The 25,245-nt window shown below is 66.4% G+C and carries 30 protein-coding genes; 7 read left to right on the top strand and 23 right to left on the bottom strand.

Going from position 1 to position 25,245, the window contains the following annotated elements; genetic code table 11:
• The 8 genes from ACO1BU_RS24955 to ACO1BU_RS24920 all read right to left on the bottom strand — a co-directional run.
• Positions 1–241, bottom strand: a 241-nt coding sequence (locus ACO1BU_RS24955) for a hypothetical protein (protein ID WP_424138685.1), incomplete at its 3' end; no start/stop codon positions are given.
• 31 nt (positions 242–272) lie between these two features.
• Positions 273–1,061, bottom strand: a complete 789-nt coding sequence (locus ACO1BU_RS24950; protein ID WP_424138684.1) for a hypothetical protein — start codon at positions 1,059–1,061, stop codon at positions 273–275.
• A gap of 14 nt (positions 1,062–1,075) precedes the next feature.
• On the bottom strand, positions 1,076–3,367 hold the full coding sequence (locus ACO1BU_RS24945) for an SGNH/GDSL hydrolase family protein (RefSeq protein WP_424138683.1): 2,292 nt from the start codon (positions 3,365–3,367) through the stop codon (positions 1,076–1,078).
• Between the two features lie 11 nt (positions 3,368–3,378).
• Positions 3,379–3,813: a hypothetical protein gene (locus ACO1BU_RS24940; RefSeq protein ID WP_424138682.1), complete on the bottom strand. Its 435-nt coding sequence runs from the start codon at positions 3,811–3,813 to the stop codon at positions 3,379–3,381.
• 31 nt (positions 3,814–3,844) lie between these two features.
• Complete coding sequence (locus ACO1BU_RS24935; protein ID WP_424138681.1) at positions 3,845–4,768, bottom strand: tail fiber domain-containing protein; 924 nt, start codon at positions 4,766–4,768, stop codon at positions 3,845–3,847.
• Positions 4,768–5,538, bottom strand: coding sequence for a hypothetical protein (locus tag ACO1BU_RS24930; RefSeq protein ID WP_424138680.1), 771 nt, complete (start codon positions 5,536–5,538; stop codon positions 4,768–4,770). Before ACO1BU_RS24930 ends, ACO1BU_RS24935 begins: the two co-directional genes overlap by 1 nt.
• A gap of 1 nt (position 5,539) precedes the next feature.
• Positions 5,540–7,156: a hypothetical protein gene (locus ACO1BU_RS24925; RefSeq protein ID WP_424138679.1), complete on the bottom strand. Its 1,617-nt coding sequence runs from the start codon at positions 7,154–7,156 to the stop codon at positions 5,540–5,542.
• Entirely contained in the window at positions 7,153–11,007 is a 3,855-nt protein-coding gene (locus ACO1BU_RS24920) for a coiled-coil domain-containing protein (protein WP_424138678.1), read from the bottom strand. The genes ACO1BU_RS24925 and ACO1BU_RS24920 overlap by 4 nt, the downstream gene beginning before the upstream one ends.
• 151 nt (positions 11,008–11,158) lie before the next feature.
• Here ACO1BU_RS24920 and ACO1BU_RS24915 point away from each other — a divergent pair, with 151 nt between their 5' ends.
• The 4 genes from ACO1BU_RS24915 (at position 11,159) to ACO1BU_RS24900 (ending at position 12,374) form a co-directional block, all read left to right on the top strand.
• Positions 11,159–11,407: a hypothetical protein gene (locus tag ACO1BU_RS24915; protein WP_424138677.1), complete on the top strand. Its 249-nt coding sequence runs from the start codon at positions 11,159–11,161 to the stop codon at positions 11,405–11,407.
• Positions 11,404–11,616 carry a helix-turn-helix domain-containing protein gene (locus ACO1BU_RS24910; protein WP_424138676.1) on the top strand — a complete coding sequence of 71 codons (213 nt, stop codon included), beginning with the start codon at positions 11,404–11,406 and terminating at the stop codon, positions 11,614–11,616. The genes ACO1BU_RS24915 and ACO1BU_RS24910 overlap by 4 nt, the downstream gene beginning before the upstream one ends.
• A 227-nt stretch (positions 11,617–11,843) precedes the next feature.
• Positions 11,844–12,098, top strand: a complete 255-nt coding sequence (locus ACO1BU_RS24905; RefSeq protein ID WP_424138675.1) for a hypothetical protein — start codon at positions 11,844–11,846, stop codon at positions 12,096–12,098.
• Positions 12,099–12,110: 12 nt separating this feature from the next.
• Complete coding sequence (locus ACO1BU_RS24900; protein ID WP_424138674.1) at positions 12,111–12,374, top strand: hypothetical protein; 264 nt, start codon at positions 12,111–12,113, stop codon at positions 12,372–12,374.
• 37 nt (positions 12,375–12,411) lie between these two features.
• On the opposite strand, the gene ACO1BU_RS24895 is transcribed toward ACO1BU_RS24900, so the two are convergent.
• The 3 genes from ACO1BU_RS24895 to ACO1BU_RS24885 are packed head-to-tail and all read right to left on the bottom strand — an operon-like array spanning position 12,412 to position 14,131.
• Positions 12,412–12,822, bottom strand: a complete 411-nt coding sequence (locus ACO1BU_RS24895; protein WP_424138673.1) for a hypothetical protein — start codon at positions 12,820–12,822, stop codon at positions 12,412–12,414.
• Complete coding sequence (locus ACO1BU_RS24890) at positions 12,822–13,250, bottom strand: hypothetical protein (protein ID WP_424138672.1); 429 nt, start codon at positions 13,248–13,250, stop codon at positions 12,822–12,824. Before ACO1BU_RS24890 ends, ACO1BU_RS24895 begins: the two co-directional genes overlap by 1 nt.
• On the bottom strand, positions 13,250–14,131 hold the full coding sequence (locus tag ACO1BU_RS24885; RefSeq protein ID WP_424138671.1) for a KilA-N domain-containing protein: 882 nt from the start codon (positions 14,129–14,131) through the stop codon (positions 13,250–13,252). The genes ACO1BU_RS24890 and ACO1BU_RS24885 overlap by 1 nt, the downstream gene beginning before the upstream one ends.
• 392 nt (positions 14,132–14,523) lie before the next feature.
• Between ACO1BU_RS24885 and ACO1BU_RS24880 the strand changes: the two genes are divergently transcribed.
• Both ACO1BU_RS24880 and ACO1BU_RS24875 read left to right on the top strand, forming a co-directional pair.
• Positions 14,524–15,027 carry a hypothetical protein gene (locus ACO1BU_RS24880; protein WP_424138670.1) on the top strand — a complete coding sequence of 168 codons (504 nt, stop codon included), beginning with the start codon at positions 14,524–14,526 and terminating at the stop codon, positions 15,025–15,027.
• Positions 15,028–15,377: 350 nt separating this feature from the next.
• On the top strand, positions 15,378–15,956 hold the full coding sequence (locus ACO1BU_RS24875; protein WP_424138669.1) for a hypothetical protein: 579 nt from the start codon (positions 15,378–15,380) through the stop codon (positions 15,954–15,956).
• Here ACO1BU_RS24875 and ACO1BU_RS24870 read toward each other — a convergent pair.
• From ACO1BU_RS24870 to ACO1BU_RS24860, 3 genes are all read right to left on the bottom strand, one after another.
• Positions 15,953–16,720, bottom strand: a complete 768-nt coding sequence (locus ACO1BU_RS24870) for a DUF6441 family protein (RefSeq protein WP_424138668.1) — start codon at positions 16,718–16,720, stop codon at positions 15,953–15,955. The genes ACO1BU_RS24875 and ACO1BU_RS24870 overlap by 4 nt on opposite strands.
• Positions 16,717–16,842, bottom strand: coding sequence for a hypothetical protein (locus tag ACO1BU_RS24865; protein ID WP_424138667.1), 126 nt, complete (start codon positions 16,840–16,842; stop codon positions 16,717–16,719). Before ACO1BU_RS24865 ends, ACO1BU_RS24870 begins: the two co-directional genes overlap by 4 nt.
• 119 nt (positions 16,843–16,961) lie before the next feature.
• Positions 16,962–17,570 (bottom strand): hypothetical protein, encoded by a 609-nt coding sequence (locus ACO1BU_RS24860; RefSeq protein ID WP_424138666.1) that lies wholly within the window; start codon positions 17,568–17,570, stop codon positions 16,962–16,964.
• A 150-nt stretch (positions 17,571–17,720) separates the two neighbouring features.
• Here ACO1BU_RS24860 and ACO1BU_RS24855 point away from each other — a divergent pair, with 150 nt between their 5' ends.
• Positions 17,721–18,065 carry a hypothetical protein gene (locus ACO1BU_RS24855; protein ID WP_424138665.1) on the top strand — a complete coding sequence of 115 codons (345 nt, stop codon included), beginning with the start codon at positions 17,721–17,723 and terminating at the stop codon, positions 18,063–18,065.
• Between the two features lie 338 nt (positions 18,066–18,403).
• Here the strand turns inward: ACO1BU_RS24855 and ACO1BU_RS24850 are convergent, their stop codons facing one another.
• From ACO1BU_RS24850 to ACO1BU_RS24810, 9 genes are all read right to left on the bottom strand, one after another.
• Positions 18,404–19,573, bottom strand: a complete 1,170-nt coding sequence (locus ACO1BU_RS24850) for a hypothetical protein (protein ID WP_424138664.1) — start codon at positions 19,571–19,573, stop codon at positions 18,404–18,406.
• Between the two features lie 32 nt (positions 19,574–19,605).
• Positions 19,606–20,070 (bottom strand): hypothetical protein, encoded by a 465-nt coding sequence (locus tag ACO1BU_RS24845; protein WP_424138663.1) that lies wholly within the window; start codon positions 20,068–20,070, stop codon positions 19,606–19,608.
• Positions 20,070–20,384, bottom strand: coding sequence for a head-tail joining protein (locus ACO1BU_RS24840; RefSeq protein ID WP_424138662.1), 315 nt, complete (start codon positions 20,382–20,384; stop codon positions 20,070–20,072). The genes ACO1BU_RS24845 and ACO1BU_RS24840 overlap by 1 nt, the downstream gene beginning before the upstream one ends.
• The gene (locus ACO1BU_RS24835; RefSeq protein ID WP_424138661.1) at positions 20,384–20,659 is read right to left on the bottom strand and encodes a hypothetical protein; all 276 of its coding nucleotides are present in this window, start codon (positions 20,657–20,659) and stop codon (positions 20,384–20,386) included. The genes ACO1BU_RS24840 and ACO1BU_RS24835 overlap by 1 nt, the downstream gene beginning before the upstream one ends.
• A gap of 14 nt (positions 20,660–20,673) precedes the next feature.
• Complete coding sequence (locus ACO1BU_RS24830; RefSeq protein ID WP_424138660.1) at positions 20,674–21,006, bottom strand: DUF2190 family protein; 333 nt, start codon at positions 21,004–21,006, stop codon at positions 20,674–20,676.
• Positions 21,007–21,069: 63 nt separating this feature from the next.
• On the bottom strand, positions 21,070–23,172 hold the full coding sequence (locus ACO1BU_RS24825; RefSeq protein ID WP_424138659.1) for a prohead protease/major capsid protein fusion protein: 2,103 nt from the start codon (positions 23,170–23,172) through the stop codon (positions 21,070–21,072).
• A gap of 42 nt (positions 23,173–23,214) precedes the next feature.
• Positions 23,215–23,484, bottom strand: a complete 270-nt coding sequence (locus ACO1BU_RS24820) for a hypothetical protein (RefSeq protein ID WP_424138658.1) — start codon at positions 23,482–23,484, stop codon at positions 23,215–23,217.
• Between the two features lie 5 nt (positions 23,485–23,489).
• The gene (locus ACO1BU_RS24815) at positions 23,490–24,989 is read right to left on the bottom strand and encodes a phage portal protein (protein ID WP_424138657.1); all 1,500 of its coding nucleotides are present in this window, start codon (positions 24,987–24,989) and stop codon (positions 23,490–23,492) included.
• On the bottom strand, positions 24,989–25,243 hold the full coding sequence (locus tag ACO1BU_RS24810) for a hypothetical protein (RefSeq protein ID WP_424138656.1): 255 nt from the start codon (positions 25,241–25,243) through the stop codon (positions 24,989–24,991). The genes ACO1BU_RS24815 and ACO1BU_RS24810 overlap by 1 nt, the downstream gene beginning before the upstream one ends.
• Positions 25,244–25,245 lie beyond the last annotated feature (2 nt).

The following is a 25,245-nucleotide window of genomic DNA, read 5'->3' as shown; positions in this document are numbered from 1 at the left end:
CGTCCAGATGCAGCGCCAGGGGCTGGCAAATCGCGGCCAAGCCAACGACGGTAAACCAGACCCACCAGGGTGCCTTGTCCCCGATGAAGGACATGCTGGGCGCGACATCTGGGTCGCTGTGGTTCCAGGCACCCAGAGCCACGAACAGCGCCGTGGATAAGCCTGAGGCTATGTCGAAGAGGTCGGCCGGTCGGTGAACGAGACGGCTGAACCATAGGCGGATACGACGAATAGTAGCCATCGTCACCCTCCGATCAGCGCGGCGGGGCGGGTCATGCGACTGTCAGCCCATAACGGTCGCGCGCGTACTGCTTGAGCAGGCCGAGCAGTGCAGCATTGCTGGACGCGGAGAGGTCCACGTTGAACATCCCGCAGTCGAAAATGTCGCCGCATCCCGCGAAACCGCCGATCGGGGCCACGCCGCCGATGACCAAGGCCGGATCGCTACAAACGGCCGCCGCATTGGTTCCGCTCGTCCAGCTTGCGCCGTTGATTGCGACCCGCGTGGTGCGGGTGGCGCCGTCCCAGGTCGCCATGGCCAGGATCGGCACGCCCGGCGTGTAGGCGACGCTCGCGCTGGCCTGCGTTCCGCTCGTACCGACGCGGGAATGGATCGTGTTGGTTCCGCGGATGGCAAAGCGGTGCAGGCCAGCAGAGGCAGACTGCCCCGACAGGATGTCGTGGAAGACGTTGCTGGTGGCCTCGGCCACGGGGGTCAGCACAGCCCATTTGGTCCAGGCCGTCCCGGGCACGACGATGGGCGACAGGAGGCAGTCCCCCCGCGCGGCGTCGAAGGTCATGCTGGGGCGGTTGCCCATGGCCGCGACGGAGGGGTTAAGGAGGGGGCGCTTGGCGTCCGTCGCCTGCGAGGCACCCTTCGCGGCCGAGGACCGGTCCGCCAAGGCAGACACCCGCCCGCTCACCAAGGTCAGCCGGGCGGGGTCCGGCACATACCAGCCCAGCATCTCGGCGCGGGTGGCCAGCAGCTCATCAAAGGTCCGCGCATCGCCGAGCCCGGGCCCGGTGATGGCGCCATTCAGCGTAAGGCCGCTACGGGCCATGGGCAGTCCTCCAGTCAGGCGAACAGGTTGGCGATGACGCCGTCGATCTTGGGCGCCACGAAGGCTGCCTCCCTGGCTCGGGCAAGGTCGGTCTGGTGCGAGCCGTCCGCGAAATAGGCGTTGTTGTTCGCGTCGGCGGTTGACCAGAGCAGATCAAAGTCAATGAGGAGGGCGGCCCCGAGGTCCGCGGCGTAACCAGCCCGGAGAAGATCGTTGAAGGCCAGGCGCACCGCCTCCTTTGTTGGGTCGGCGTTGAATGCGGCCCTCGGTCGCACAGTTCCAACCACGATCGCGGCGTAACCAGTGGAGCGCGCCAAGTCGCAAATGCCCTTGGTTCCAGCGTACATGTCCTGAGCCGTGGGCATCGTCGTCCCGCCGATGTCGTTGGTTCCAAGGCCGTTGATGAGCAGGACATTGACCGCGTCGCCGCTCGCGAAGGCCGGCACCACCTCCGAGGTGAAGGTGGCGGTCTGGCTGGCGATGGTTGCGCCGGAGATAGCGAAGTTCCGCACGTTCATCGGTCGTTGGAGGAGCCGGGCCAGGCGCCGTGGCGTGCTTTCGAAATACGTTCCGAAGGCTCCGTCCGTGATGCTGTCCCCGAGCACATCCATGGTGCCCCGCACCTGCGGCCTGAGATTGAAATGCGCGACACTCGACTGCCGGAAGGCTGCGATTTCATCCCCGGACAAGCCGCGCCCATAGATCGCGACCGCGCCCGCCATATAGCCGCCGTTGCGGCGCGTCACGCCGTCGCCCGCAACGAAGATGTCACTGGTATTGCCAATGGTGCCCCCGGCGAGGGCAACAGAGGACAGGGCGGCGAAGGAGGCTGTCTGCCGGTCGCTGCCGTAAAGGGTGAGGCCGCTTGGCGACGACGAAAGCGCAATCACCTGCCCGGCGAGCGATGGCTGGTAGCGCCCGAGGCTACGCCATCCGGCGAAGTAGGCGGCCACACTCTCCAGCCCGCGCTGGGAGGAGTGCCCGAGCGCGAGCTTGGTGGAGCCCGAAAGCTCGACTACCGGCACGTCCCGGCCTGAATGGGAGAAGCACCCCACCGCCAGCACCGCGACGTTGTCGCTCTGCGCCGTGACACCGGCCGGAATGGCGATGGCCTGGTCGGGCGTCTGCTGGCCGTTGTAGATGACACTGTTCTCGAAGACGGCCGCGAAGCCGCCGCCGCACTGCGGGGCGGGCGCGACCGCGGGACGGCTCGTCCCAGCCCAGGGGGCCAGCGTGCCACGCAGCAGCCCGGCCTGGATGAAGAGGCCCTCGATCCGCAGCGTGGTGCCGCGCGCCCAGGCGATCGCCTCCGCCATGCTCGCGGCGTCGAGGGTGGTACTGTCGCTGTCCCGCCCGAAGCGGGCGATCGGGCCATAGTAGTCTGCCCGCAGGCGAGACAGTCCGGCCAGGAAGATCGGCTCCAGCCCAGGCACGGCATCACCCGGAAGTGGCAGGCCACCGCCGGCGAGCGCATCGCCGGCTGGGGGAAAGGCCGCCACAGCAGGCGTCCAGATTGCGTCCGCACCGACGCTCCGCGCGACAAAGACCGACCCGCCAGGCGCACCCCACTCATGCCCCGCCGAAAAGCCCACCGTATCGGTATCAGTTGGTGCACGACCAGCGACGGTGTAGCCGTCCATAGGCGACCGGCGGATCGTGCGGGCGGTGTCGGGCGTGGCGTTGAAAGCCAGCCGCCCGGCGGCATCCCGCGCCAGAATCATCTTATGGTCAGCCATGGCGATGACCGGGATGAGCGGCTTCTCGCCGTCCGCCTCCCCGCTGAGCACCACCTCATCGGCCGTGAGGCTGGATACCGACAGATCGTCCGGGAGCACGGGCGGAGGAAGCTGGCCGGCGATGCGCCCGATCAGGGTCGGCGACGGGATCGCATCAAGGCGCGCCTGGTCATCCCACTCTGCGAGCCCAATCCCGTTCGCGCTGCGCAGGAGGATCTTGTTTTCGGGTCTTTCGTCGTCACGGTACTGCGTCGGATTGACCGCGCTGGCCGCCGCCTGCCGCGCCACATTCGCCTGGGTCGTGGCCTCCACCGCTTTGGCCTCGGAGGTGGAGGCAGAGCCTGCGGCTTTGCCGGCTTCGGCGGTGGCTGTCTCGGCGTTCCTGGCCGCCTCGCCTGCCGCAGTGACGACCGCCTCCCGGTTCCCCTCCACCTCCACCCGCGCCTCCTGCACGGCGGCGGCGGTGGTGGTGACGGTGTCGGCGGCCCCTGTCAGGATCGTCCCGAGCGGCGTTTCGGCAAGCACAAGGCTTATCCCCTTGTGGCCAAGGGGAGGCGTCGTCTCTGACATGCGAGGCTCCGTCAGGCCGTAATCAGCGCGCCGTCGTCAGACAGCAGTAGAAACAGGCCGGTGTCATCGGTCACGAATGTCTGCGGCGGGGGCGGGGTTCCGGCCGGAAGGGGGTCTACGAAGAAGGACCGCACGTCGACTGAGGCAGTCGGGCTGGTGCAGCGCCCCACTGCCTGCCAAGTCCCTCCGAGCGCAGGGACAATGCGGCAGCCGTAGCGCCCCTGAGCAAGGCGGAGCATGAAGCCCTCCGGCGCCACTGCCTGGTCCTTATCTGGACGGAGGAAGGCAATCGACACGCCCTCCACGTCCGTCAGCGGGCCGTTGCGCCCGTTGCGGAACTGCAGCTCGAACGGCACGCTTTCATAGGCCCAGACGCGAACCGGCCGGCCCGCGATGCCGTTGACCAGCAGCGTCGTCACGACGTCTGCCGGTAGTGTCTCCGACATCCGCGCACTCCTGATTGTGGGTGGTGGTCGGCTAGGCGCCGGACCGGGTTTCAAGCGCCTCAAGGCGCGCCGCGAGTGCCTTCGTCGCCTCGATCAGCAGGGCGATGAGGGCGTTGTAGTTGAGCCCGAGGAAGGGCTCGCCGTTCGGGTCGCTCGCGGGAGGCGCCATGTTGGCAAAGACCGCCTCAGGCAGCACGCGTCGCACATCCTGAGCAATCACGCCGACATCGCGCCGCCCGCCCATGTCCGCACGGGTGTAGGTGAAGCCGGTCAGTTCGCGGACCTTCGCCAGCGCGTCCGTGATAACCTCGCGCTCCACCTTCACGCGACCGTCGGAGCCGCTGATCCAGGAGCCGTTCGCGACCGCGGAGCCGCTGTTATAGAAGCTGAAGGGACTGCCGATGAGCAGTTGGACGATGGCCTCGACGCTGGGCTTGTGCAGCGTGCGAAGGAAGCCCTCATAGCCACCGGCGTTCATGCTTATGCCCATGGAGGCGTAGTAGCCGTCGGGCTGGAGTACGGAGCCCAGCTGGATGAAGCCGTAGCCGTCCGGGTAGTTGGCCGCGAAGGACCTGGAGGTACGAAAGCTTTCCTCTGACGACACGATCCCGTCGGTATCGCGCAGGACCTGCCGGTCGGCATGCACCGTGAGGAACAGGTACTTGGTCCCGGCGCTCCAATTCACGGCCGAGCCCCCATTGGAACTGGCCTTGATGGTGGAGCGGCTCAGGGTTTCGGGCGGACCAGCGCCGAAGATGCCCTCTCCTTCTTCGAACTCCGTGGGTGCGCTGATGCTGTCCTGGACCGTGTACATGTAGCGACGCCCAGCCACGCCGCCGGCCTGGCCGATGGTGCGGAAGGTACCGCTCGCAGCAGCCGCCAAGGCATAAGCGCCAGTGCCGGTCGTGTTGGTGATCGCCAGGACACGGTCCGCGGTGAAGACCGGGTCGCCCATCAGAAGTCCTCCTCAAGCGAGACCTTGGTGGTGAAGGCAGGCTTGCTGGTCTGGGATGGAGCCAGCGGTGCCGCGAGGCGCCCGAACATGGCACGTCCCATGTTGTCGAAAGGTGCGGCCAGGATCTGACCGGAGGTGCCTGCGGCGAGGGCGATCCGGTCCAGCGCATCCGCTTCGGCCCCAGTCAGCAGCAAGTCGAAAGCCAAGGTCCGGGCGACGGCCCCGCGCTGGACGCTGCGCACGCCCGAGATGGCCGCGCGCTCCGAGGAGCCCGTGTCCAGCACACCCCTCTGCCACCCGTAGGAGGGGTTCCGCTGCGTCACCAGCGCCTCCCCCGCCCAGACGCGGCCGAGCTGCAGGTAGGGGTCGGATGCCGCGCCGTAGAAGCTGAACTGCACGTAGCGGCCGCTAACCGTGGCGGGTGCCAGGAAGGCAAGAGTACCCCGTCCGCCATCGGCCGGCAGGACGCCTGAATTCAGAACTTCACTCTGGCCGATCGCGACGTTGCTCACCCGCACGCGCCAGGTCGCGCCAGGGCCGGGCAATACGCCGTCCCGGGGCATGGCCGCGGCGAACACCCGAAGTGGCTTGGCCGCGCCCAGGTTTGCCCCGATGCGATGCGTGGCGGATCCGCCCAGGTCCGAACGCCACACGTCGGCGATGGTGGTCGAGAGCACGGACTGCACGCCAAGACCCGGAGCCTCGGATGAGGCGGACAGGCTCACGCCCGCGCCCTCCAGCGCGTTCACCCATGAGAAGACCGCGCCCATGCTACCCCCAAAGCTCCAGCGTCAGGCGGTCGCCGCGCGCGGAGAAGGCGCGAACGACCAGGGGACGGCCACCCTGCAGGGCGCGCACCGCCGGCCAGACAAGGCTCACCACCGCACCGGGCTCTGCCACGCCCCAGAAGCGCCAGGCCTCTTCCGGCCGGATACCGATCTGCCAACCGCGCCGCGGTGCCGCGAAGATCCGCAGCAGCTCGTCCGCCAGGTCTTCAGCATCGTCGAATGTGTCGAAGGCGGTTTCCACCAGCGGCCCATCGATCGCGCCTGGAAACCGGGTCTGGGTCTCGATGCTGTAGGAAGGTGCCACCCGGTAAGGCTGGGCGAGATAGGCCCGGTACTCCTCGGAGACGACGCCGGCGACATCCTCGCCCGTCTGCACGCTGCCCAGCGTCTCGAAGGTGGTGCGCACCCGGTACCAGGGCCCCTGTGAACTCTCGGGAACCTCCTCGGGCGGCGCGGACAGCATCCAGGGCTGGATGGTCAGGATAGGTGTGGCGGCCTCCGGACGATGGAGAACCGCGCCGCGGAAGGCGCCATCCAGGCCGGCGCCCCACCAGCCGCAGACACCAGATGCGAGGCGGTCCAGCGCGCCGGCGACGGTCAGGCCGGTCGCGTCCAGCCGCACCTCGCCCGCGGGCCAGGCGAAGGAGGCAGCGACGGCCCGGGATGCATCGATGCCGCCGGGCGCCCTGAGCAGATGCGCCGCAATGCCGGCAGCCGTGCCCAGATAGCCAAATCCAGCCGGGGCCGCGCCGCGGAAGTTCACCGACAGGAACCCGGTCGGGGTTCCGATCCGCAGCACCCCGGCTGCCCGGCAGGTCGCGTAGGTACCCTCGGCGAGGGCGGCGGCGGCCAGCGCGGGCCAGGAGGGATAGTCGCCCGCGAAGGTCACGTCGGTGCCGCGGGCATGGACCGCCGAGACCTCCTGGATCGGCCCGTCGTGCAGCATGTAGGCGAGCAGCCCCGGGTGGAATTGCACGGGCTGGACATTGATGTGCTTGCCGTAGCGGACGGGCTTGTCCTGCCCCGCCATGTCGGCCGTCCCGTCCAGGTCGCCCGTGCCCGCGAAGATGGACGAGACCGGCATGGTGAGATCCGCCGCGGCGCTGCCCAGGGGCAGGCGGAGCTTGCTGGTTCCGGCCGCGACCCCCGCCACCCGGAAGCGCGCGACCGTCGTGAACTCGGCCCGGGCGGCGCGGAACGGTGCCCGGTAGGGGCCGCGCAGCACCTCCAGCATCCGGCCGGCAAGACGCCAGTCCGTAGCCAGGTTGTCGAGCGCGCCGTCCCCGTTCGCCAGGATCACCTCGCCGCCGTTCACCTCTGACCGCCGGGTCTCGGTCGGATAGATCGGGATGGCCCGCTCCATCGCCGGCACGTCCAAAATGCGTGCCGGCCAATGCTCATTCGGCGCGTCCGGGTCGTCCGGCTCTCCGGTCCATCCCCGATCGGAGAAGCGCAGCGTCGGCAGGTCACTTGCCGCCATCACGGGGAAAGCCACGACGGCCGTGGGCAGTCCGGCGGTCAACCCGAAGGGCACCAGGACAGGCTCCGGCGACGCCGGGCTGTCCATGGCGATAGCCCAGATGGGCGGCGCGGCGCTCATGCCGCCGCCCGCAGCCGGTAGGAGCGGAACTCCTGGCGCAGACTGGCCACCTCAGCCGCCAGGGCCCGGTTCGCCGCCGCCTGGTCGCTCTGGGCCGCGATGAGGCGGTCCGCCGTCGCATCCCACCGGTCGCTGAAGGCGGGCAAGCCAAGCACGGCACCCACGGAGGTGATCTGGCTCATCACCCCCGAGCGGATCATCGCGGCCTGCGAGCCCTCCCCGTAGAACGAACTCGTGGCGCTCAGCAGCGTGTTCGCCGCGCTGGTGAGGCCGCCGAGGTCCGCCGTGTCCGCCGCAGCCCCCCGCGCCGCCTGCAGGGCCCGGTCGTACTGCTCCTGCGCCGCGCGGAACGCGTTTTGCGGGCTCACCGCGGCGCCCACCGCCTGCTGATCCAGGAAGGAGGTCAGGACCCCACTTTGCGAGGCAAGCGTCTGGAGCGCGTTCCGCTCGTAGCCGAGCCGGGTGTTTTCCTCCTGCGCCGTCGTATTCGCCGCGACGGCGTCGGCGTTCGCCAGCATCTGCTGGGCGAGAGATGCCATGGCGTCATCCCAGCCCACGAAGTTGGTCGCCACATCGCGCAGGGCATCGGTGGTCAGCTGGCTCAGCGCGGCGATGGCCTGCTGGTTGAAGAGATCCTCCGGGTTCCGCCCGACGCTGCGGTAGAGGCTGGAGTTGGTCTCGTAGTTCTCCCGGATGCCGCGCAGCGTGGTGATGTAGCCGCGGCCCTGCGCTTCCCACATGGCTTGGTCATAGCCCTGCGCGACTTGCCACCGGGCGTAGTCCACCGCCTCCTGCTGCCGGGCGTAGAGCTGCTCCGTCGCCAGTCCCAGGTCACGAGCCTTGGCCGCGGCCTCCTCGAAGGGAGCCTTCAGCGCCTCGATCTGAGCCTGGAAGGAGGCCAGGCCGGAGCGGGTCTGCTCAGGCGCCTCCTGCATCGCCTTCCAGGTGTTCTCGTACCAGTCGAGATTGGCCATGATGGCGTCCGGGTCACCGCCCGGCGTGCGCCCGATGATGCTGCGGATGTTCGCGTCCGGCGTCTGCTCGGCAGCGGCGGCAAGAAAGGACTGCACCACTCGCGCGGTGACCGCCTTGACCCCTTCCTCGTCTATCGTGGTGGCCTGCGCGATGGTGTCGCCGTTGACGAACTTCAGGCCGTCGCGAGCGCCAACCTCGACGCGGTAGGTGGCATTCACAGGGCCGTTCATCCCCGTGGCCTGCCCTACCTGCCGGGCCAGTTCATCGAACGAACGCGCGAACTGCTCCGCCTGCGCCCGGTTCTCCGCCGAGTAGCGTTCGCCGGAGAGGCCGCCGATGTCCATCTGGCCCGTCAGCGTGTTGTAGGTCGCCGCGCCCGTGCGGTCGCTGGGCTTCTGGCCAGGGAGCAGGGCGCCTAGGACCATGAGCGCGGCGGCGGCGATCCAGCCGTAGACGGGGACGGCCATGCCAGCCATCGCGGCGGCGCTCAAGCCCGCCGTGGCCGCGCCGCCGGTCGCCTGGGTATACCCGCCCACGCCGCCTCGGTTGACACCCTGATAGGCCGCGTAAGCCCCGCCCGCGATGCCAAGCGCGCCCATCGCAGCGCTGCCGTACGACATCGCCGGGCTCACCGCCCCACCACCTCCGGTGAAGGCGCCCGCCTCCCCGGACAACGCCGTGCCAGGGATGAAGCCGGAAGCGTTCGGGCCGGCTCCAAGGGCCTGCGTTGTCCCGATGCCGCCCCCCCACGCCGGCGCGTTCAGTATGCTGTCTGCGGAGCCCCAGCCGGTGCTGAAGGAATAGCCAGGGCTCATCATCGCCCCCGGGTTCAGGCTGGAAACTCTGTTGTAGAGACTGTAGGCCGAGCCCGCCTGCTGCGCGTAGCCTACAACTCCGGAGCCACCGCCGCTGGTGCCGGTCACCCCTTCGACGGTTCCGGCGACGCCACCGCCCCCCACGAACTGCTGCACCACCGGCATGATGATCGGGCGAGCGGCGGCCTCGAATGCGATCTTGGCGAAGGTGGCAATTGCCACCCTTTCCAGGTTCGCCATGGTCTGCTTCCAACCACCCTCAGTGTTGAGGAAGACGTCCGCGAAGGCATTGCCGGCGTAGTCGGAGATCCGGTCGAAGGTGCGTTCCGCCGTGCGCTGCTGGGTCTCGTAGGACTTCTGCCACTCGCGCTGGGTCTTCTCTGCCGCCTGTCCCTCTTCGCGCTGTCTCCGCTCAATATTTGCCTTGAGGCGCTCCTGCTGTTGGTCCTCAAAGGGCCCGAGTGACGCGAGCCCAGTACGCGGATTGATCGTCGCTTCGCTGTAGAACTGGGCCTCCAGGCGAAGCAGGTCCTCCATCTCCTTCTTTGCTTCACTATTCGCCTGAGACTGGGACTTGCGTGCAGCTGCCTCGGCTTCCTGCTCACGCTTGGCGACTTCTTGGCGGCGAGTGGCATAGGTCTGCGAGGCGGCGTCGGTCTCGGAGAGCTGGCGTCGGATCTCCGGCTCGCGCTGCTGACGCTGGTCGTAAAGACGAGCTTCGCCTTCGCGAAGAAGATTGGTGGCTTCTTCTCGCTTACCCTGTTGCGCTAGAGCATCAGCCTCGGCCTTGATCACGGCCCGCTGCGCTGCCTGCTCGCGATCCAACTGAGCGCGCACCCGTCCGTCCAGGCTTTCAGTGGCGGCCTGCTGCCGCTGCAACGCCTCGGCCGCCTTTGTGCCCTGGCTCTCTAGTGTCGTGAGGAGCGCCTGCGCATTAGCAAGAGCCCGCTCCGGCGCGGCGGCGGCCTGCGTGGCCTGCCCCTGCAGATCGGCCAACTTTGCCTGTGCGCGGCCAGCCGCAGCGGTCAGGGCATCGAGGCCGTTCGCCGCAGCAACGTTGCGAAGGCCAAGAGCCTCCAGGCGAGCATTCAGCTGCTCGGACGCCTCGGACAGCTGGCGCGCCTGTGGCGCCGCCTTCTCCAAGGCGTCGGCCACCCGGTTCAGTTCGCGAGCAGCAGGCGCCGAGGCAGTCTCAGCCATCTCACGCAAGCGAGCGATGATTTGGGCCAGGGCCTCGGACGTGTTGGCGCCGTCCGTCTGCACCGTCTTCGTGAAGTCGATGACAATGCGCTGCGCTTCCTCGTAGTCAGCGCGCAGCCGGGCTAGGTCGGGCGACGTTAGCATGGCCTCCCGCTCGGCCGACCCCGCCGGGTACAGTCCAGCCTGCCCTTCGATGTCGCGGACGCGAGAGCTGAGCGTCTCCGGCAAGTTCTGCAGTCGCCCGATCTGGCTGCTGGAGAACTCGTTCAGCTGGTCCTGCAATGCAGCCCGATCGCGCTCGACTAAGCGCGTCTCCAATTGGCGGCGAGCAGTGGACAGGGATGCATAGTAACTGGTCAGGTCTTGGACCTGCTGAGCTTCCTTCTCCAGGCCATTCCGCCAGTTGTCAGCCGCCCCAAGGGCAGACCTTAACCCCTGCTCTTGGGCCTCCAATGCGCTCTTGAACGCCCTGGATGCGTCAACGGCGCCCAGGATCTGCGTGACCAGAACACCGACCGTCACAGCCGCGCCAGCGATGGCTCCGCCCGTGCCGAAGACGCCCAGCAACTGCGGCGCCTGCTGCCCAAATGCCACCAGTGCCGACTGACCGGCCGACACCTGCACGGCGAAGTCCTGCACCTGATAGCCGGCCTGGCCCATGACCTGGCCGAACCGCTGCATACCGCGGCCTGACTGCTCCGAGGCGGTGTCGATCTGGCGAAGCGCCGGCGCTACCCGACCCGCACCAGTCTCCAAAGCCTCCAGCGCCGCCTTGCCGTCGTCCTTAATGGCCCGAAGTCCATTCCGGACAGCATCGGCCTGCTCAAGGGTCAGCCGGATTGGAATCGTGCGACCAGCCATCCCCGTTCACCCCCTTCCCAACCAAAAAGGGCGCCCCGGATGGGACGCCCTACACCGATCCGCACAGTGCAGACTTGACCTTTAGCTCTACCGACCGCATATTGCGGTCACGGCAAGGGGCTGACCCGGCCGGAACCGAGTGGAGACACCGATGAGCGCTTCAACCGCCGACCTAAATGACCGCAACGTCCTCGCCCAGATTGACCGGGCACAGGAGGAGACCCGCAAGTTCGCGGCCGAGCAGCACAAGCTGGCCGCCGAAGCGGCGAAGCTGACCGCCGAGGCTGCGAACCTTCGCATCGCCCGGTTCGTCACCCCGGTCGCCGCTGTTGTAGCTGCCCTCGGCGCCCTGACGGCCGCCGCTCCCGTAATCGCCCGGTGGCTAGGAGGCGGGGGATGACCCCTACCCGCCTCCGCGAGTGCATCGCCCTTCTACGCTGGTCGCAGCGGGGTCTCGCTGACGCTCTCGGCATCGATGAGGCCCGCGTCCGAAAGTGGGCGCGCGGCGTGGGCGAGGTACCCGAAGACATTGCGGCCTGGCTGGAGCGCCGGGCCGAAGCTATGGCCTCCGATCCGCCTCCTAGCCGCAGAGCGGCCGAGGCCGCTTAGAAAAGCCCCGGTTTTTGTGTGTCAGGATGACCGGGAACCCCGCGGCAGCAGCCCATCCTGCATTTCGCTCCGGCGGAGGCTGATGGCCCGAAAGCCCTAGGCAGGTCAGCCGCCCGCAAGATACTCAGCTCGACCGACCTCCTTCAACAGCGAAGCACCGGAGCCACGACGATGACCTGGCATTAGGTTCGCCCTGGATCGTCCAGGGTGTTCAGGAGGGGACCAATGTGTCCCGCACCCGTCACCACTCCCGTAAGTGGGGCCCGGACCACCGCTGGGCCGACTTACCCGACCGCGCCCGCTACTCCGGTAACCGGGATGCTGGCGAAGCACCTGGGTGGCACGTCCGTCTTTACGACGAGCGCCCCGGCCGCCGTGCCGACAAGCTGACCATCGGCAGGCTCATCGTTGGCAACGAAGACCCTGAGGAAGCCACCTTCATCCGGCAGGGTAATCGGAAGCCGCATACTTGGTACTGGTAAGGAGATCCGGTCATGGATAGGCCTCGGCCCATAGACACCGCCCCGAAGAGCCCTGAGGCATTCATCTGGCTCTACCTTGAGGAAGGGAATGTCATCCTTGGCTCTTGGCGGCACGTGCTCGATGAGAACGCGCCCACCTCGAACAATCCGGACAGATCTGATTACCGCCAGGGCTTCGTCGCTGAACGTGAGCCTGACACGATTCTGCACCCTACCCACTGGGCACCCTATATCGCCGGCGAAGCGCCTCCGCCTCCGCCAAGTGAGATCGCCTGAAATGCGAAGGGCCGCCACCGGGCGGCCCCTCAGTCTTCTACGCCACGCCCACCCTAAGCCGGGCGAGATCCTTCAGCACGGACCATGCGGCTACCTCGCTGAAGGTCATCTCCGCCTCGGGCTGCGCCAGCATCTCCCAATAGGTCCAGACGCAGCGGCCCTTAGCCGCAGCGCCTTCGAGAGTGAGCGCAGGCAGCGCGATGACGCAATCTAAGGCGTCGTAGGACACATCGCCAGCGGCGTCCCAGGCAGCCAACGCCGCCTTCTCTTCTGGACTATCAGATGCTGCCCGATAGATAGCGAGCAACTGATACTCCTTGGCCGCAGCAGCCCTGTACCGCTCGCAGGCAGCGAGCAGTGCCGCGTCAGGATGAGGCGGGCTGGCGGCAGCGAGCACCATGGCCGCACCCGGTACCGCGAGCGCTGCGCGGCGGGAGAGGACGGGCATCAGTGTGCCTCCCCATGCGCGCCATGCCGCTTGAAGGCGTGCATGACATACTCGAATTGCCCCACCGGATCGGCGATATCTGCCGTGATGACTTCCATCGCGGCCGACGCGCCGTGGCAATAGTCGGCATCCACATCGTCAGTGAGACGACCGATCTGCTTCATACCGTCGATCATGCCGCGCGCCATGAAGTGCGGGGCAATCACGACGATTCCGTCCGCCGTGGCGACAGTCCGGATATCGCTCTTCCACTCAGAATGAAGCCGGCTGATCTGCTGCCGCCGGAACTCCCGGGGGAGGTCCAGCGCCTTCAGCAGGTCCTCGGCGCCATGCCAGGGCATATCCGGCCCCTGGAAGGGGGACCGGAAGAAGCGGACAGGGTGGCCGTTCACCACGTGGGTGTGGATGGGGTCAACGATAACAGACATCAGTGAGATTCCCCCTTCAGAAGGGCCACCACCCCCGAACGCCACCGAAGCTGCCGCACCGGTGTTCCATCGCCTTGCTTCTTGCCGACATCGACCATGACCGCGTACCGCTGGCCTGCCTCCGTCGGTTCCCAGACGATGTTGCCCTTAGCGTCGCGGCTGTCGCTCTGAAGCCCCTTCGCCTTGAGCATCCGGTTCACGTTCCGGCCGGACTGACCGCCGATCTGCTTCCCAATGTCGCTGGCGTTCAGGTGCATCTCCGCCTCAGGCGCCTCCAGCATGGGGATGCCCATCATCTCCATCGGGTTAACCCCAATGTGCCGCTCCGTAGCGCGTGAGGCCATCAGCAGGGCTTGGTTGCCCCGGATGCCGAAGCGGCTTGCAATCCGGAGGCCGGCGTCCAGGGCCACCGCGACCTCGCGGAGGCTAGCCCGCCGGATGGTGGTTCGCAGGACCGCCCCCTCAGGCGCCAGGGTGCTGGCAGTCTGCCCCTCCATGTGAGCCCGGACGATGGTGTTGCATGCCGCCCGAAACTCGGGGCTGAGGTACTGGGCGTAGGCCATGGCGATCTGCCAGTGCGCCCAGGTCCCAGGTTCTTGACCTCCCCGGTCGGTCCTCACCAGACCAATGTGGGAAATTTCCACATTGAGGGTGCCAGCCAAGAAACCGATGAAATTCTTAGCGTCGGCGGACCGGAGCCATTCAGCAGGGCGCCGAGACGGGTCGCCGCCCGCCGCCTTCCACATCTCGGTCAACGACAGCATCTCGCCGCGCTCGTGGATTAGGGTGGCTCCGTACTGATATCCGCCTTGGACGGGGATCATCTGGAAGGGTTCCTGTTGACCCCGAGGGGTGGAACCACCGATATCTTGCGTGCTCATGGCCGATCTCCTTCGGTTTGAGCGGTTGACCCAGCCCGGCAAGGCTGGGTGGAACTTGATGCAGACGACGGGGCCGTGGCCTAGGAACCTGTCCCCGTCGCCTGCGCTCCGCCCGTTCCCGGGCGGGAAACAGCCTCCAAACCTCGCTGGATCAGCGTTCGAATGGCAGCCGTCCTGCTGGCCATGCCAGCGGGGACACCCCAGCTATCAATCGCTTCCAGTTCGTCCTTCGGCATTTCAACGATCACTCGGGCCTTCTCCTCAGCGCTGGAGCGCCGGTATCCGGCCGTCTTCATACTCATCACATCACCTCCTTGCGGAGACGATGCCATACGCCAACGCATATCGCAATGCTGATGACGCGCGGGGCTTGCGTATGTGAGATGCGATGCATGGCCGACCGTAAGCCCCTGCCGAGTCCACCGCCAAAAGGTATCCCGATATCGCCTTCCCCCAAGGCGGCGTCGACTGAACGAAAGATCTACGTCCTTCCGATCGAGCAGGTAGAGCGCATTCGCGCTTATCAGACGGCCAACGGCATCGGCTCGGAGGTCGAGGCGGTGCGCCGCCTGCTCGATACTGCCTTGGAAATGCGCGATACGGTCCGCGACTTGCTCAACAAGCTCAAATCGAGACATGCACAAGAGAAAGACCTGCGGGTATTGGCCCGAGACATTCTCGCAGGTCACTCGCGAGTTCGGTCAATCAACTATACTGATGATAGCCTTGAATTTTCGTTCTCTGCGGATGAGCGAGGAAAGATTAACAATAAGGGCCGAATTTTCGAAGGCGATGGCAGCTTCGACGGCTGGACCGAGATCAAGCCATCGAACTCTGGCAGAGGTGGCGGCTGGGACGCCCCCAAAGTCGATCTCGACGATGACATCCCTTTCTGAGGAGTAGCGCCATGCGCTGGATTGTTGCTGCTCTTATTGCTTTTCTACCGGGCCAGCCTCACAGCGCACCGCTATGTAGCGCATCAATCGGAAGCCAAAGCTCGCATGCTTCTTCTGCCCGCGATTACGGCGCCCTAGACCAAATCCTTCAGGCAAACTGCAAACCTGGCGATAACTTATCGCTCCTAACCTTTCGACCGTTTGCCAATCCCTCAACGATCGCCCGCTACTGTGACCTCGGGAGGGAAGTCATCTGGGAACGCATGTCAGAGGGGACGGCACACCTCGTTTGCTCCTATGGAGAACCGGCTCAAGATCGCTTCAACCCGACAGAGCGACGTGGTTGAGCCATGAGACGTTTGCTCACCTGGCTATTTGGACGGCGCGACAAGCCGACAATCACTAAGCCGTTGCCGCCGCCTCAGGTTTTCGCCGAGCCGCCTGCTGAACCAACTATACTGATCATTGAAGAGACGGCGCTCGAACCGGTTGAGCGATCTGTCCCGAAGCTGCAGCAGAGCGCCCCTCTAGCTAGTCAGCCTGCTCGCAAACCCAAGCCCCGCCCCTCCTCTGCAGGCGCGCCAGCCTCGATAGTAGTGGACGAGGAGACCGGGAACTACATACTCCGCGGCATTGAGACTACGGTCTTTCTGAGATATCGGGACGCGAACGGCTCCGAAACAGAGCGGAATGTCACCATCAAGACCGCCGAGTTTTATATGCAGAACCAAGAGTTCGGCATCGTGGGTTTCAGCGGGTTTTGTCACCTTCGCAAAAGAGCACGCAGTTTCCGGGCAGATCGAGTCATCGAAATTGCAGACCACGACACCGGTGAAGTCTGGGACGATATAATCGTCACAATGCTAGAGCGCGGCGGACAAGATAGCCTCGTCGCAATGCTTGCCGCCGCACGCACCCGAGAAGGCTAGGCCTTATTCAGAGCCCGCTCGATATGCCCCACCAGTCCGGTATCCGCGTCCCTGATGGCGCCATCAATGTCTAACTTCTTCGGCAGGGACACGGTGCGCGCCATAAAGAACATAGGGATGATACCCCGACCGGCTAACTCCTGAATGCGGGCTTCCTTGTCACCCTTTTTCAGCTTGCCAGTCGCAACCCGGACATTGCGGTTTCCCAGACCAAGATAGAGTTGGGTCTTTCCTTTGCTCCGCGATCCAAAGCCCTGAGCCTGACGCAGCCGCAGGCACCACAGCGAAATCCCTGCAGTCCGCGACGGCAGGACTACCGTTTGACCTTTCGCTGCCGCCATTTCCTGCGGCGTGACCCTCACCCCACCTCGACTGCCCGCATTCCGGCGTCCCCCGGTCGCATTATATGGTGTTGGCCAAGTGAGCCACTTGGCCCTCTTGGCAGTGATGACTGAGCCCTCATCGAAGGCCTCAATCAGCCTAATGATAGTGGTCGGCGTCCCATCCTTCTTCTTCGTGGGAACATAAACGCTAGCAGCGGGGTGTAGCGTCAGGGTGAACGGGTTCCGAGGATAGACAGCCATCCGCCAAGCGTTCGCTAGTCCTGGCACGCGGGGAAAAGCCGTCCGCGTCTGGTTCCGCAGATCTTCCTGCAGCGCCTTGCCCGCCGCGGCGATGCCGTCCCGCAGCCCGCGCGCGGTCTCTGCCGTCTCGTCCTGGATGATCTCCTGGAGGTCGCCGCGAACCTGAAATCCCAGCCTCACGTCGGTCGCTCCTCCTCGTCCAACTTGGCGTTCAGAGATACCAGGATGCCGAAGGCATCCAGCACCCAGGCAGCCTGGTCGTTCAGGCCGCCTCCGTCCGGCCAGATGGCGTAACCGCCCATCCCGCCGCGACAGGAGAACCACGCCCGAACGAAGTCAAAATAGGGCTGAGGAACCACCAGCCGGGGATTCTCGGTCCACTCCTCACCGGCGACGGACCAAGTGCCGCCGCCCGGGGGCTTTAGCCCTCCGTCCCAGACGTCTGGGTCCCGGAGTACACAGAGGGCTCCTCTGAGTTTTTTTCCGCGTCCTTCGAGGGGCGCGTCATCGCGAAGGCGCGCCAGCCGACCAGGGTAATCTCGTCCTCGGGCACGCCTTCCATTGCCTCGTCTGACACGACGCCGGCCTTGCGGGCGAAGGCCGGCAGGTCCGGGCCTTCCCAGCCACGCACCGCACGCCGGAAGTAGACGAAGGGGATGGCGCCCATGTGCCGGGCACGACGAGCCAAGAGCGCGGTATAGGCCGGCGCGGCCTGGCAGGCCGTCTCGATGCGCCTGACCTTCTGGCGCAGCTCGTCGGCCTCGGCGCCAGTCTCGTCCGCGGGCATCGCCTCGGCGGCATCGAGGGTGGCCAACAAGTCATCCAGCCCCTCTGTCTCGGCCTCGCGCAGCACCTGGCGCATGGCCTCGTAGAGGTCCGCCTGCGACGGGTAGGTGCCGCCCTCCGCCACAACCTCAGCACGGGCAGCCATGCGCTCGCGAACCGTTAGCGGGGCGATCTTGTAGGTGCGCGGCGAGCCGGGAGGGGTGAATTCCTCCACGTCGCGGCGCGACAGAACCGGGTTTTCCATGAGGTCTCCTGCTTAAAGGAGCAGCGTGCGTCGCGCACCCTTGCTTAGATTGTCTCTGGCCCAAAGTGGCCGCAGGTTCGTTAGCGCCCATGCGGCACGGAATTCCGGGCACTGAGGGCCGGTAATCTGGAACGATGGCAGCGGCACAATATGGTCGATGTGGATGTCGCCTGCGATCAATCGATCCCAGGACATCCCGTGCGTAAATTGCCGCTCCAAATGAACGCGCAAATCTTGCAGGCTGTAGCCAAGCAACGCTGTCCACTTGGACGACCCTTTGCTTCGCCCACACACATGAAGATGGGCACGAAGGAGACGGGCAAATCTTTTGTGCAGCAGCCTGGGATGGCTGTCATCCTTGAGCCGCTGATGACGCTTGATTTCATACTCACGCATTTTGCGGCGGTTATCCGTCCGGTATTTAGCGGCAGAGGCCTTCGCCTTATCAGGATTCCTTGCGGCGTAGCGCTTGCGGGCAGCTTTCGCGGCCTCTGAGTTAACCCGAGGACGATTGCGTGCGGCGGCTCCCGGCAAGACCGATGCTGTCGCACGCTTCAGCCGCGCCGCCTTAAGCTTCTCCTGATTGGCCGCCGCGTAATCACGGTTCTCACTTCTTACGCAGTGCTTGCACCTCGGATTCAGCCCATGACGCCCCTTTAGGTGCCTGTGGAAGAATTCTGTGGTTGCGGGAAAGTCCACGCCACACTTCGTGCACACCCGGATAGGGTGTGCTACCTCACCTTCAGCCATTGCTCGCGCTCCAACGCGGTGATGGTTAGGGTCGGCGGCGGTGCTCCAACACCTCGCCGGCCCGCTTTGATTCTAGCGCAGCATCAAAACGCTGCAATAAACAAACCGCTATCCGCGCCGTCCGCATCTGCGGTGATCTGATTAGTAGCAAGCCCATCGCGGTTGCCGGGGTTGTTCTGCGTGGCGCGCGCCGCCGGGACGGTCAGCACGAAGCGGTTGCCCGGGACCGTGCCGATGATGGCCTGCAGCGGCATGGAGGTGCCCTGCCGGAAGGCGTTGAAGAGCGGGACGTAGGAGGTCACGTTGGTATACGGGTCGAGCGTCACGGTGGTGTCGCGGCTGATGGGAACGGCGGGGTCGTAGCCCTCCAACGCCTCCGGGTTGTCGGGCAACACCGTGCCGACGCCGAGGTTGAAGGTCAGGGTGCGGACCTGAGCCGTCATCCGGTTCAGCTGGCAGAGGCCGTTGACGAAGCGCGGCGGGGTTGGCCGGACGATACCAAGCGCGGCAGCTGGGAGCGCCACCACATCCGGATCGGCCGCAAGCTGCGCCATACCCTGGACCGAGACCACGCCCGTCCCGCCGGTTGTGAGGGTGATAGTCGGGGTGCCGACGAAGCCCGTCAGGCGCCAGCGGAGGCCGTCCTTGTAGAGGTAGATCGTGGCCGTCTTGTAGACCGCCTCATCCGAGGTCGGGCCGTAGAGGACGTTGACCGGGATCTGGAAGCTGTCCGACACGCCCAGGGCGGGGTCGAAGGTACGGCCGAAGGACGCCACACGCTCTGCGGTGTAATCCACCACGCCATCCACGCTGGTGTGGGCTCCGCTGAGCAGCATCGGCATGCCGCGGTAAAGCTGGGCGGTCGCGGCGAAAGGCGTGGCCAGCGTCGCCCCGATCTCGGTACCGTCCGTGGCGGCCGTCGGGGCGCCAATGGCAGTGGGCGTTATCGTCTCCTGCATCGTGCCGCAGCGGAGCAGCCGGCCGAAGTCCGGGGCGGTGCCAGGCGCGCCAGAGCCGCGGAGAGGCGTCGTCAACGTCACGCGGGCACGAAGGCCGCCCACGATGCCCGGCGCGCTATCCAGGCTGCCCGTGAACTCGTTATTGGGCGTGACGCTCTGGTCCCATTGCACCTCGCAGGTGCCACCAAACCAGTCACCAGCCGCCGGCGTGCTGCCGATCGCGTCCGTGCCCGGCGTGGTCTCGATCTTGACCGCGACCGCGGAAAACCGGTCACGAATGAGGCTCCCGCTCATGCGGCCTCTCCTCTGCTGTCAGGGTGGGGCCGTCAGGAGACGGCGTATGGATGCCCCGTGGGGCGGACGCTTTCGACCTCGAAGGAGGCCGTGAACTCGCCCAGGGCGCGGGCGCTATCCTCGATGTCGTAGACCAGAAACTCAGCGGTGCCGGCCTCGCGAACCTCGTTCAGGTCCACGCCATCCGGCTGCCAAGCGGCCAGGGCGGCCACCACGCGTGCGTGGAGGTCGGAAAGGGCCTGCTCGCAGGAGAGGTCCTGGTCTTCGGCGTCGGGCTCGGCGCCGGTGTAGCCGGTGACGATGACCGTCACGGTGTAGGTGGTCTCGCCGAAGGATGTCCCGTCGTTCGGCGTTACGTCGCCGGCCCGCACGATCAGCCGAGGGAAATCCTCGTCAGCCGGCGCGGCGCGGCGAGCCCGTTCGACTGGAATGCCCGGGATCTGCTCAGCAAGCCGCTCTGCAAGAGTTGCCGGGACCTTCTCGCGGATCGGGGTCATCACCGCCCCCTGCTGAAGGAAAGGCGCCAAGCCCAGCCGCTCCAGCCGGGCAATGCTTGTTCAACCTTCAGCACGTCGAGAGCACCATCGACCTTGGCTGTCAGCGTGTCACCACGTTGGGCTTGGCCGATCTGAACAGCATCCTGCGGAATGAGGGCCGCGATCGGCCGCCCCACCCGCCCCAGAGACACGTCGTCATACTCGAAGACCACACGCACTGGCACCGGCGGGCCATTTCCAAGGATCCGGTACTCAGCATCCTCGCCCAGGTCGCTTGCCGCTAGGTCGGCCATGGCTTGGGCGAAGACGTCCATCACTTCGCCTTCTTTCCCACCGGCGGCAGCTCGACCTGCACCGGCTCAGGCTCAAGCGCCCGGGCGGGCTCTGCCTCGGCGGGGGCGGGAAGCACCTGGACGGGCGCACCCTCCTCCACCTCGCTCTTCAGCACCTCGACGGCATGGCCCATGGAGATAAGGCGCTCGGCATCCGCCGTGGGCACGTCAACCGCCTTCCCCTCGGCGAGCAGCGAGCTGTCCGCCGTGAGGATCTGGGACTGCGGCACCACCCGGAGCGTCTTCGGCTTGCTCATGGCGGTTCCCCGCCTCAAGCCGCGAAGTGGCCGCTGAGGCGCAGCTTCACCGTCGTGTCGCCAGTGGCCGCGGCAGCAGCAGCGACGCCGACGAAGGTGTTGCTCGTCGCCGTCGTGGTGAAATTGCTCGCCGCGGCATCCCAGTACAGCGCCTGGCCCGCGGTGATGGCGCCGGCCGCCTTCGCGGCCTCGAAGACGCCCTTGACCTTGAGAGCGTAGGTCTGGCCGGAAACGGCATCGCTCTCCGCGAAGCCGAAGATCTTCCCGACGATCTGAAAGGAGCCGGAGACGACTGGCCCTGTGGCGAGCACGTCGATCGTGTCGCCCTGATGGAGGAAAGTGCGCATAGATAGGGTTCCTTATCGGATGGGCCGGATGGCGGCCGGGGCGCTGGGCCCCGGTCCATCCGATCAGGTGCCAGGGTTGAAGTAGCCACCGCGGAAATCGATGGCGCCGACGCCGAAGTCGTGGATGACTTCGACCTGAACACCATCGTGCCCGGACACGCGCTCCGTCCGAATCTGCGGCCCCTCGGCACCGTTGAGGAACCCGTAGACGAAAACGGGCGCACTGTTGGGATCGGCAAACAGGTACCAACGGTTCCCGACGATGTTCGCGTCCACCACTACGCGCGTGAAAGCGGCATAGGGATTGACGTTGCTACCCTGGGTCGGCGTCGTGGCGGTGGTGAGCTGCAGAGCAGCGAGCTCCTGCGCCGGTCCCACCAGGAGGATCATCTGCTGGCCGACCGAGATCGGCGTGCCGTCGATGGTCTTCTGCACCATCACGGCAGCACGCGCGGCGCCAAGATTGGGCAGATCCAGCACCGTCCCGGAAGCAGCCTTGTTCTTCCGGGCATTGCCCGTGCCGAACACGGCTCCGTTCGCCGAGAGCGCCGGACCGTTGCCGCTGTCCGTGTTGATGAGGCGATAGGCTTCCATGTTCTCGAAGTCGGCAACGCGCCGCCCGATCATGGCCGCGAAGTCGGTGAAGGCGCCCAGATCGTCATTCACCAGCATCTGGCGCGTCACCCGCACATTGCGGGCAAACGTCCTTAGATAGACGAGCTCCTGGCTCTCGCCGATGGTACCGGACTTGATCTCGCTGCCCTCTGGCAGCTCTAGCAGGTTCGGGAAGTCACCGACCCGCAGCGCGCGGTGTGGCTTAAAGTCGCGGAAGTCGCGCCGCATCATGACTTGGCGGTAGGACGGGGCTACCGGCTGGTAGGCAGCAAGAAGCATTTTGTTCGCGGCAGATCCCAGCAAAGCCGGGAAGTCCGACGTGGTGTGGAAAGCACGCGCCGCGAGATTGACGGTATCGCGCGGCACGTTCCGCTCACCACGTGCCCGCAGCAATTCCTCCACCATCTGGCTCGGACGCCAGCCGGCGTACTCGCTGTGACGGGCCGACTTCGGCTCGAACCCCGGCATGCTGCGCACGGCAAGAGCATCTGCCATGGCATCCAGCATAAGCGCCGGATCGCCGTTGGACGGTCCAGTGACTGGAGCGGCAGGGGTGGATGGGCGCGGAGTGCTCTTCAGTAGCTCATCGAACAGTCGACCGCGGAGCGCCTCGGCCGTCCAGCCCTCGTTGATCGCCTGCTGCAGGAGCGGGTTGATCTGCTCCGGAGAGAGAAGGGAGCGAGAGGCGTCCGCAGCCCCATGCAGCCCCGAGATGCGGTCACGCTCCATACGCACGGCGTCCATGGCAGCCTCCTTCGCGGCGCGGGTCGCGTCGGGGTTCTGGTTCGGGGGGAGCGACGGCGGGGGCGCGGTCGGCTCGGGGGACTGGGCCGGAGGCACGGCGGGCGCGGCCGGAGTGGCAGGGGCGGCTGGCGCCGGGGCCTGGACAGGCGCCACCGGCGCCTCGGCCCCGCCGGCCGGGGCAGCCGGCTTTGTCTTGTCAGGCATGGTCTGATCCTTGATGGGTGAGGTGGTGATGGCAGGCTCGACGGCAGGGGCGATGGCGGCCTGCGCGCCCTCCCCTCTCACCCCGGCGGCAGCGTCCACCGGGACGGCCACCAGGCTGATCTCGTAGGGTTCCCAATCCACCGCACGGTGGATCTCGCCACTGCCGGACGGGTCCTTTTCGACCTCGTATTTGAAGACCCGGTAGCCGACGCTGACCGAGCGGAGCGTGCCATCCACGATCCGTTGCCAGACCGGCTCCACGTCGCTGGCCGTCGAGAAGCGGAGCGTGGCGACGCCACGCCCGCCTTCCAGACGAGCAGCGGCCACGACGCCCAGCACGTCCCGCGCACCCCAACGGCTGTGGCTATCCAGGACCGGGGCGGCACCGCTCTGAAGCCGCCCCATCCGAACCGCGTTGGGCGACATCTCCAGTTCCTCGGTGATGCAGCCGAGCGGCATCACCGTGTTGTTCGCGCGGGCACCGGTGGACCAGATCACGTCCACCGTCCGGGCTTCCTGGTTCACGGAAGCCGGAGCGGTAAGAGCGCGCGCAGCAACAACGGGCGCCGACGGGGTCGGCCCCGGCACAGCGGTCTCTGTCATGTCAGGTGTCCTATGCTGGCCGTGGCCGCCTGGCGGCGTCGGCTAGTTCTCTTCGGCCGCGACAGCGAAGCTGCGGGCCATGAACCAGTGCTTCGCCGATTCCATGAGGCCGACAGCGCGGGCTCCGTCTCCTCCGTCAGGCCCGAGGCCCCAGGCCGACATCCGCAGGCCTTCAGCCTCCAGGATCACGACGGCGTTGCGCGGCTCGCCGCACTCGCCAGCCTCGATCTGGTCCGCGATCTTCCGCAGGCGGCTTGGCACATCAGATAGTGCGGCCGTCCCTTCGCCGTGCAGCAGTACGATCTCGGCCATGTCGCCTACTCGTCCTCATCCGCCGGTGCCGGCCGGACCACGCCACCCTTCGCGCCCAACTCCACCGCAGCCATCTGTCCGGCATCCTGAGCCGCACCAGTTTTCGCCACCCGCCGCGGGTCGGTGTCGAGAGACAGGCCGGCTTTATCCAGCACCTCATTGGCACTCCGGATGATCTCCACCACTTCGCGGAAGTCGTAGCCGAAGGAACCCACAGCCTCAGGCTGCGGCACGAAGCCAGCACGGACTTGGGCGATCAGGGCCGTCGTGTCCTTCAGCGGATCAATCATCTCGTGGGCTGGCGGGACGTGAGCGACGTCGTCGGGCATTTGAGCGGGCCAGAGCCCAAGCATGGCACCCTGCTGGTGGAAGCGCTCCGCGATCGGATGAACCAGCATCGGGATTGCCATCCGGTACTGGTGCTGCTCGCAGAGCCGCCGGAACTCAATCTTGCCTGCACGCAAAGATGAGTAGTTCGCTCCTGTAAGGTCGCCCGAGACCTGATCATAGGTCAGGCCGGAACCGACGGAGGCCGCCTCCAGCTGACGACGAGCAAAGGTGGTGTGGCCACCCGAGCCGGACGGATTCACCACGTCGACCGATCCGCCGTTGCGGCGATAGAGGATCATGCCGGGTTCGATGGTCTCTACCGGACGCCCATTGGCATCACGGAAGAGTTCCATCCCGTTCTGGCCCTCCTGGCCGCTCAGGCCGCCGGTGACAGTCTCTTCAGCCTCACCTCCCGTCGCCACGAGCGTCAGACAGGCCTCAATCTTGGCCTTCATGATCATCGCAGCCTCATAGTCCTGGAGGTCGCGCAGCTTTGTCAGTACCGGCGCCAGCCAGGACACGTCGTTGATTTGCTCTGGGCGCCGCTTGTGGAACACATGCAGCACGTCTCGGGCGGAGACGAACTCGCTCCGCCCAACCTCGCCGGGCAGCATCCATGTCGCACCGGGATGCTGCCGTAGGAGCCAGTAGCCGTAGGGCGCCGGGCCATCCCGGAAGGCAATCCCCTGCGAGACCGCGTTGCCCCCGATCATGCCGTACCGGGACGCGTCCAGGCGATCGATCTCTTGGACGTGCAGCTGCAGTCCGATCGGATTGGCCAGGCTCGGCTTCACCGGGATCATCCGGACGAGCACCGCCCCACTCTCCACCACAGCTCGCATTGCCATGGCTTGCAGCCCGTAGAGATCCTGCTGCCCCTCGGCGTCACATGCCCGGCTCCCCGCCCAGCGCTTCCACGCGGCACGGTGAGCCTCACCCGACCAACGGGTCGTGATGCCGGCACCAACGATGTTGGCCGTCCACAAATCCACGATGCGGGCGGCGTAGGGGTCGTTCCGGACCGCATCCCGGGCCCGGTTCGCGATAGGGCGTTGAGCGCTCGCGACCTCCACGCTGGCCGCAGCGCCAGAAGGACGCCAGATGGACGAGCGCGTGTCCTGGGCGGCGTCGTAGCCCCGAACAGCATCCCACACCCGCCGGATGTATCCTGCCATCAGCCGCCCCGTGAGAAGCGCGCGCGGGTGACGGACGGTCCGCGCGGCAAGGGTCCGGCCATGCCACCGTCGGGGCCGCCGATCGCTCCATAAAGCGCCGTGAGGACGCTGGCGATCTCGGCGGGCGAGCGGTACTCGATAGTGTTGCCGTTCACCGTGACCCGTGTCGCGGCCATGCTGTATGCCCGCGCGTGCGCTTGAGCGGGCGTGCCGACAGGCTGCGTCAGGGCCCAGGCGAGGACAACAGGATTCATTA

Origin of the sequence: Roseomonas chloroacetimidivorans, from assembly GCF_049629625.1 — a bacterium.
Classification (GTDB): Bacteria; Pseudomonadota; Alphaproteobacteria; order Acetobacterales; family Acetobacteraceae; genus Roseomonas; species Roseomonas chloroacetimidivorans.
The sequence above is the reverse complement of the archived record's forward strand: the minus strand, read 5'-3'. Positions and strand labels throughout refer to the sequence as shown.